The 7,276-nt window shown below is 55.6% G+C and carries 4 protein-coding genes and 1 pseudogene; 2 read left to right on the top strand and 3 right to left on the bottom strand.

Annotated features, from left to right (window positions below):
* From VGE80_RS19675 to VGE80_RS19665, 3 genes and pseudogenes are all read right to left on the bottom strand, one after another.
* A pseudogene (locus tag VGE80_RS19675) lies at positions 1-244 on the bottom strand (hypothetical protein); the annotation flags it as partial.
* 273 nt (positions 245-517) lie between these two features.
* Positions 518-1,825 carry a hypothetical protein gene (locus VGE80_RS19670; protein ID WP_440593846.1) on the bottom strand — a complete coding sequence of 436 codons (1,308 nt, stop codon included), beginning with the start codon at positions 1,823-1,825 and terminating at the stop codon, positions 518-520.
* A 124-nt stretch (positions 1,826-1,949) separates the two neighbouring features.
* On the bottom strand, positions 1,950-3,266 hold the full coding sequence (locus VGE80_RS19665) for a heparan-alpha-glucosaminide N-acetyltransferase domain-containing protein (protein ID WP_397570931.1): 1,317 nt from the start codon (positions 3,264-3,266) through the stop codon (positions 1,950-1,952).
* A 635-nt stretch (positions 3,267-3,901) separates the two neighbouring features.
* On the opposite strand from VGE80_RS19665, the gene VGE80_RS19660 reads away from it, so the two are divergent.
* Entirely contained in the window at positions 3,902-6,460 is a 2,559-nt protein-coding gene (locus VGE80_RS19660; protein WP_440593845.1) for a hypothetical protein, read from the top strand.
* A gap of 2 nt (positions 6,461-6,462) precedes the next feature.
* A partial coding sequence (locus tag VGE80_RS19655; protein WP_440593844.1) for an ABC transporter ATP-binding protein occupies positions 6,463-7,276 on the top strand: 814 nt, incomplete at its 3' end.

Genomic DNA, 7,276 nt, shown 5'->3' with positions numbered 1-7,276 from the left:
TCTTGAGTTTCTGCTCACGGTTTAAATAGCCGAGCGCGGAGGTGGCAACGATCCCTTCTCGTGAACCGATTGCCGCAGTAAGCCCCGCGACCGTTTTGTCTTCGACGTACTTCTGCATCACTGCATCCAGACGCTTCAACTTCTCAAGATCGAATTCAGCGGCCGAGGCGGTCAACTGGTTTCCGCACACAACGGCCAGTAGAAAAGCAGGAGCGAATCTGCAATGCAGTCGTTGGATCCACATGGGCATTCCTCGTCAGTCTGTACTGATGGGTTAAACTAATGATGACCGGAACCGAGAATGATCCGTTCATCAGCAGGAGTGTACCGGCATTTCTGCGTCGACCGAAGTCTGTCGCGCGAGGGGATGTCATCGCAGACAACCGCCTCGCGTGTCGTGATTTCTGGAGACTGCGATCGGTTCATCTTGCTCCGTAACGACTCGTTGATCCCTCTGGATGATTGAGGCCGTGACTCGGTGTGAAAACACGGTCGTCAACAGAGCATCGCTGTTCGATCAGACGCGGATGTACCAACCAAGTCGCTCGAGGAGGCGGCAGCAGAGGTAGACGATCAGGGTGAAGCAGGCGAACCCTAAGAGCGCGCGCCACTCAGAAGAGTCCTTTGGAAAATAGGGAACCACGATCCAGCCTGCGACACTGTGCAGGATGTAGGCCGCAAGGGAATTGGTACCGAGCGTTCGGAAGAACCCGAGATTCCACCCGCGCCCGTCACAGGCCCACAGAAACAACGCATAGATGACCAGGGAAAATCCGGCGGCAAATGTCGGATAGGAGGGGTTGCCGCTGCGTTGACTCATCATCCAGTAATTCCAATGGCGGTACATCTTACTGGTTCCCTCCTGCCCCTTCGGTTCAAATTCTTTGCCCGCAACCGGAGGTGGAACGAATGGTGGTTCGGCCAGAGTCCCGTCCCATGACTTCAGTCGATCCATCGTCGGGATCACCGGATCGAGCGCAAGTTTCCTGTTGCGGGGCTTCGCCGTCGTCGCTTGTGCTGCGTCAACCGGTGCGGCGGCCGTGGGAGCAGCGGCGGAGGTCGACGAAGTGAGCTGGGCGTCATCCTGCGGAGTTGCAGGATAGTTATACAGGACGGTTCCATTAGAAATGATCCAACCGATCAACATCACTCCGACGCCGCCGAGTGCGATGCGGGTCGCCGCACCGGTGCCAAATGCTCGTACGGCGTCGCAGGCCAAGGTTCCGCAGATGGCAGGAACGGCCCACGTCAAAAATCCAAGGGGTCCCCCATCAATCCCGTTGGGGTCTGTATTCACCCACTCAAAATTGAACCACCACGAGAGGCAGAAGTGCAGAATGACTGAGAAGAACATGTATCCGACGCGAATCTTCCAGTGCGAAGTCACGACCGGCAAAATCCAAAGCGACGTGACGGCAATGTGCATTAGCGTCTGAAACCACCGACGTTTGAAGAGCTGAAACAGCACATCGCCGAGCGGCTTCGATTGGTAATCTTTAATGATTCCGTCTAAGTCGCAGTAGGAGTACCAGAGGATGGCCACCAGTCCCAGGCCGACGATTCGTCGGATTGCGCGTCCCCAGGGCATCTTGCCCCCGGATTCCATTCGCTTCCCCAGGCTCAGCCTCATGGCAAAGCCTGCCGCGAACAGGAACTGGGGCATGATCGTATCGGCGTAGCTGCAGTAGTCGTGCGTATGCTTCAGGATCCGGGGGCACATCGCGTATCCACCCAGAAAGTTGACCAGCAGCATTCCGAACATCGTGTAACCACGAAACTGGTCCAGGGACGTAAGGCGAACCTTAGGCGATGCGACTGAAGACATAGTCAGATCCAACCCTTTCCGGGTATCGAAAAATCCCTCAGACAGACCAGAGTACAACTCAAATCAAGTTGCCAAAACAACGAAGCAACATGCCGAATCGGCACGTCGCTTCAAACTTTCAGACCTACAGCCGAATAAAAATGCGCTGTTTTTCCAGGAACCGGACAAAGGCGTAGGTAGTCATGTAGAAAATGCCGAGTCCGCACAGGCACCACCACAATGGAGAGTCCTTGGGGACAATTCCCCGCACCGCAACCTCGATGGAATGATGCAGGAAGTAGGCGGCCAGGGCATTGGTCCCAAAGGTGCGGAACAGCCCGATCGAAATGCCTCCCAGATCCGTCAGAAAGACGAACAGTGCAAGAGTCGCCATTGAGAAGCCCGATGCGAAGAGGACGAAAGGGGCCGAGACGATTCGCTTGCTCATCATCCAATAGTTATAGCGTCGCAGAACGGGTTCGGGTGTGGCACCGGTGCTCTTCAGTTGTTCATACTGACCGGGGTCTTTAGGTGGTGGTGCGAAGAACGGCGGTTCTGCCAGTCGTATTTTGGCGCGTTGTTCGGTCGTGGGAATGACGGGAGATTCGGCCAGATCTCGTGGAGTGGGTGGCGAGTCCACGGGAATGTCGTACGCGGTCGAAATACACGAAAGGCCGTAAGCGATGGCCATCACTACCGCACCGAGTCCTAACAGCAATCCTCCCGCCTGGGCCGGTTGCCGGTTGTTGATCAGCTCATACGAGAGGGCACCGGCGAGCATGATGACGCCCCAATTCATGGTGCCGAAGACACCCCCATCCCAGCATCCGCTCTTCGCCGCACCCCAATAGGCGTTCAACCAGTTTGGTTGCCCAAAAATGAACGCGAAATTGAAGGAATATGAGAACAGCAGGTGTCCGGTGAGCAGTGCCAGCATCCCCAGGATCAGCACCGGCGTTCGGGCGGCAATGAAAGGGAGAACGACAATCTGAGTCACTCCGATGATCGCGAGTGTTTCCCAGAGATTCGCCTTGATCATCCCGGCAATAAAGTCCCACACCTGATTCGGATTAACGTCGTTCCAGGATTTCACGAACGAGTCGTTGAATCCGTACATGGCGAGCGAAACGAGCACCAGACTGAGGCCCCGAATCACGGCGTGTCGGTAGCTGGCAAGTGCACCGTCACGTGCCAACCGACGAAGCATCGTCAGTCGGTAGGAAAAGCCGGCAGCAAAGATAAACCCCGGCATGATGGAATCGGCGTAGCTGAAGTAGGTGTCGTGATGTTTGATCCAGTCTGGAATGGCCTTCAGGTCACCGCAGAAATTCACAATGAACATGACAGCAACGGCATACCCGCGGAACTGGTCCAGAGAAATGCGTCGCCCGGTGGACGGCATCGTGGCCGGTCCTTCCGATTTTGTTTCTGCCGATGTGCTTTTCACGTCGTTAGTAGCCACTGGATGAAGTCCCTGATTCAGTATGAGATGAGAACTGGATCAACTGCGAGATGCGACGGGATGCGATAAGGCGCATGAGCATAGCCAATTCAATTCACAATTTGAGTCTTCCGCGACGATCCTTGACGAATTTCTCACGAAAGACTGTGAGTCCTGTCTTCAGTTGATTTGACTGAATCGTGATCAAACAGTTTGTCGCTATCGGCTGCAAAGTGCTTTGGGCGGGTTAGTCAGGGCATCAGTGCTAATTGATTCAGTAGATCAGTAAAAGGCGTTCCGGGTCTCAGGCGTCCACTTGAGATGAGCGGTTCAGGCAGTGGTCACGAAATCTGTGTTTCGGTCGTTCTACCGACGGGGAGATATCGGACGGCGAGTGAAAAGCTTGCGACCCGCTGCTGCGGACATGTTTAATTTGTCGGTGTGAACAGAATCTCTGTGCATGAGCCTGCAATCGACGTTCTCTGCCATTTCGGCCGAGCGGCCTGAGTTCATGAAATCTTCTGATTTCATGCGGTTGCATCGGGTACTTCCCATCGATAGGATCAACCGCTCAATTCGCTTCTCTTCAATGCATTCTGCGTTCGACTGACCACACGAAATTGCTTTGTTTCAAAAGCTCGGGAAAGCTGCGCGAGGTGATTGTCATTCGGTTTCTCGCACATTCAATTCGATTACTGACCGCGCTCCTTATTGTGGTCGCGGCTCAGCAAGCTCATGCTGTCGACGGAATTAGCTCAGCCGAGGATGGTCAGATTCCGGCAGAGTCGTCTGTTCGGTTTTCCATTGAGACGAACTCCCGACTGGGTAACTTCGCGTTTGTTCCCGATCGTTGGGGTGAGTTTCAGTTTCGGGTTGAGAATCGAAGTGGGGCCGCGCGAAAACTCCTTTGTACGACCTACTTCGCTGATTATCCAACTCTCCAGTATGGTCGGCAACTTACTGTTCCTGCGCGCTCCCGATTGCAGTTATCTCACCCTGTTCGTTTGCCGCTCTTCGAAACGTCGACGGGGACAACGGCGAACATTCATACGCTTGTGATAGACGAGTCCGAAGGGAAAGAAGTCCTGATTAAGAATGACTCAGGGCAGCTTCGCCATGACCGTTCGCTGGTGCTGACAAATACCGACCGAAACACGGGAATCATCGCGGGGTGGCGGCACTCCAGCCACATTCCACAGGATGTTGTCGATCTCGTTGTGGCCAATCGAGTGAATCAAGGGCTGAATAATCGCATCACCGTCATTGGCGATCAGTTCCTGCCAGCTAATGAAACCAGTTACGACTATCTCGATCATATCGTAATTGCTGACGATCGGGTCGCTGACGACGTTGCAGCCCTGGCAACGCTTCGACGCTGGGTCCATTCGGGGGGGAACTTGTGGATCATGCTCGATCGTGTCGACGCAGAAGTCCTGGAACGACTCCTGGGGGATCAGTTCGCCGGGCGTGTGGTGGGGCGTGTCCGCAAGACGTCCGTTCGAATCGACAAAGGCCCGAACCTGGCATCTCCCAAAGGTGAGCCCGGTAACACAGTCGAATATGACGAACCGGTCGAGATGGTTCAGCTGCTCATTTCTGGAATGAGAATCGTCAACACGGTCGACGGATGGCCGGCGGCGCTGACTGGTTCGTTCGGTGAGGGCCGGGTGCTTCTCACCACACTGGGAGCGCGAGCCTGGGTTAACCCGACTCCCGAAGCAAAACGTCTGGAGATGGAGAAAACTCCAGGATCAGAATCAGCGTTCCTGCCAAATTCGCGGATGGAAGATCTGGCTGCCTATGTTCTGGCACGCCGTGAACCCGAAATCGCGAAGACAGTGTCTCTTGAGTCACAGGCCGTAAAGCACGTCTCTTATAAAGTCCCGACCTGGGGGCTGATTGTGGCAACGATGAGCACATTCCTGGTCCTTTTGCTGGTGGCCGCAGTGGGACTGCAACGGCTCGATCGACTCGAGCATTTCGGGTGGTGTGGTTCGCTGCTGGCTGTTGTGTTTGGGTTTATCCTCACAGGAATCGGTGTCTCTAATCGCTATGGGGTGCCGGGAACTGTCGCGGGATCTCACCTCCTGCGTGCGATCGGGGGAACGGACGATTTGCGCGCAGAAGGGGTGACGGCAGTTTATCGAACAGACCAGGGAGTCTCGCTCGCTCAGATGCCTCAAGGGGGAAAGCTGTGGCCTGAAAAGACCGATTCCACTGCATCGACCCGACGTCTCATTGCCAGCGACCTCGCATCTTCACGCTGGGATGGGTTGCCGCAGGAAGCAGGGCTGTCACTCTATACCGACGCGCTTTCCCAGACACACGTGGAACGCATCGAAGCGATCGCCACACTGGATTCTGCCGGACTTGTTGGCACCTACAGGGGGCCGGAGGCGAGCCGTCAGGATGCACTGCTGGCGACGAGAAACGGCCGAATCGGGGTCAAGTTTTCTTCCGACGGCGAATTCGTTGCCAAGAGTGAAGACACGTTCGGTGAAGGTCAGTTCCTCGACGCGACTTACGTCGGTGATCAGCAGGATCGTCGGTTGAAGATCTTTCAGGAACTGTTTGCGAATGCGCGATGGAAGAACTATCTGGACCACCCGCATTTGCTGGTGTGGCTTGACAAGTGGGATTCGGGCTTCAATTTCGGCGACGGACTGACTCGACAGGGCGATGCGCTGCTGGCGATTCGCCTCAATCTGACTCGTCCACCGCAAGGAACTGAAGTGCTGATCCCCTCCATGCTGGTCAACTTCTCAACCCGCCGTCCCCCCGACGGTACGCTGCCCGCGGGTTTCTGGGATGATCTCAGAAAGGAATGGCAGGAACGTTCCAGCCCCAGTACGACCTGGCTCCGTTTCCAGCTTCCGCGTGAACTGCTTCCTTTGTCTGCGAAAAAAGCACGGCTGGAGGTGAGGGTGACCGGACCGATTGGTCGCCTCGAAATTCTGGGGATACGGGATAACGCTTCGGTCAGCCTCGCAAGTGTTGTTGATCCTGCCAACACTGTTGGTTTTGATCTGGATGACAGCGAAGTGCTGGCCATCTCGCAGGATGGCGATCTCTCTCTGGGGATCAGCGGTGGAGACACGTCTCGATCACAGACCCCGAATCCAACCGGTGCAATCTCTGCTGCGAACACCTGGCGAATCGAGTCACTGGACTTGCATGTCTGGGCTACCGCCACTGATTCGACGAAAGAGGACTGAGCATGAACACAAAAGCCTCAGGGGACGGGGCCGGTTCCGTTCCAGCACTCTGTATCAAAGGTCTAACGAAGCGCTATGGCTCGTTCACGGCACTTGACGGTTTGACCCTGACGGTTGCGCCGGGACAGATTCTCGGGCTGATTGGTCCCAACGGGGCTGGGAAGACGACAACGATCAAGATTCTGGTCGGTCTGATCAAGCCGACTTCCGGCAGTGCTTCGATCGCTGGTGTCGATTGCCTGCGGGACGCCCGCGAGATCAAACGCCTGGTAGGTTACATGCCAGATAAATTCGGGGCGTATGACAACATGCGCGTACGGGAATATCTGGACTTCTTTGCTGCGGCCTGTGCAATCCCTGCTCGACTGCGGGCGAAGCGAGTCGCGGACGTCATGGAACTGACTCAAACTGCGTACATGAAAGAGAGCTACGTCGAACGCATCAGCCATGGAATGCAGCAGCGTGTCGGGCTCGCTCGCACGTTGTTACACGATCCCAAGATCGTGATTCTCGACGAGCCAAGTAACGGGCTGGATCCACAGGCCCGAATTGAAATGCGAGACTTGTTGATCGAGTTGACCAGGCAGGGGAAGACCGTGGTGGTGACCAGTCACATCCTTCCCGAATTGGCACGTATCTGTCAGCAGGTCGCCATTATCACGCACGGAAGGTTGCGAGCGTTCGGGACCGTCGAGGAAATTGGCCGCCAGATCAGCCGCCAGCAATCGATGGAAGTGCAGTTGATCTCTCTGGATCAGTTGAAACCGGCGACGCAACTCATCCAGCAGAATCTGGAAGAAGGAGCCGAAGTGGTCG

The sequence above is a fragment of the Schlesneria sp. genome (assembly GCF_036405755.1).
Lineage (GTDB): Bacteria > Planctomycetota > Planctomycetia > Planctomycetales > Planctomycetaceae > Schlesneria > Schlesneria sphaerica.
This window is presented reverse-complemented; position numbering and strand designations above follow the sequence as displayed.

What these genes read in the sequence shown, in the direction of transcription:
- VGE80_RS19670 (WP_440593846.1), bottom strand. Translation starts at nt 1,825, where the DNA reads ATGTCTTCAGTCGCATCGCCTAAGGTTCGCCTTACGTCCCTGGACCAG.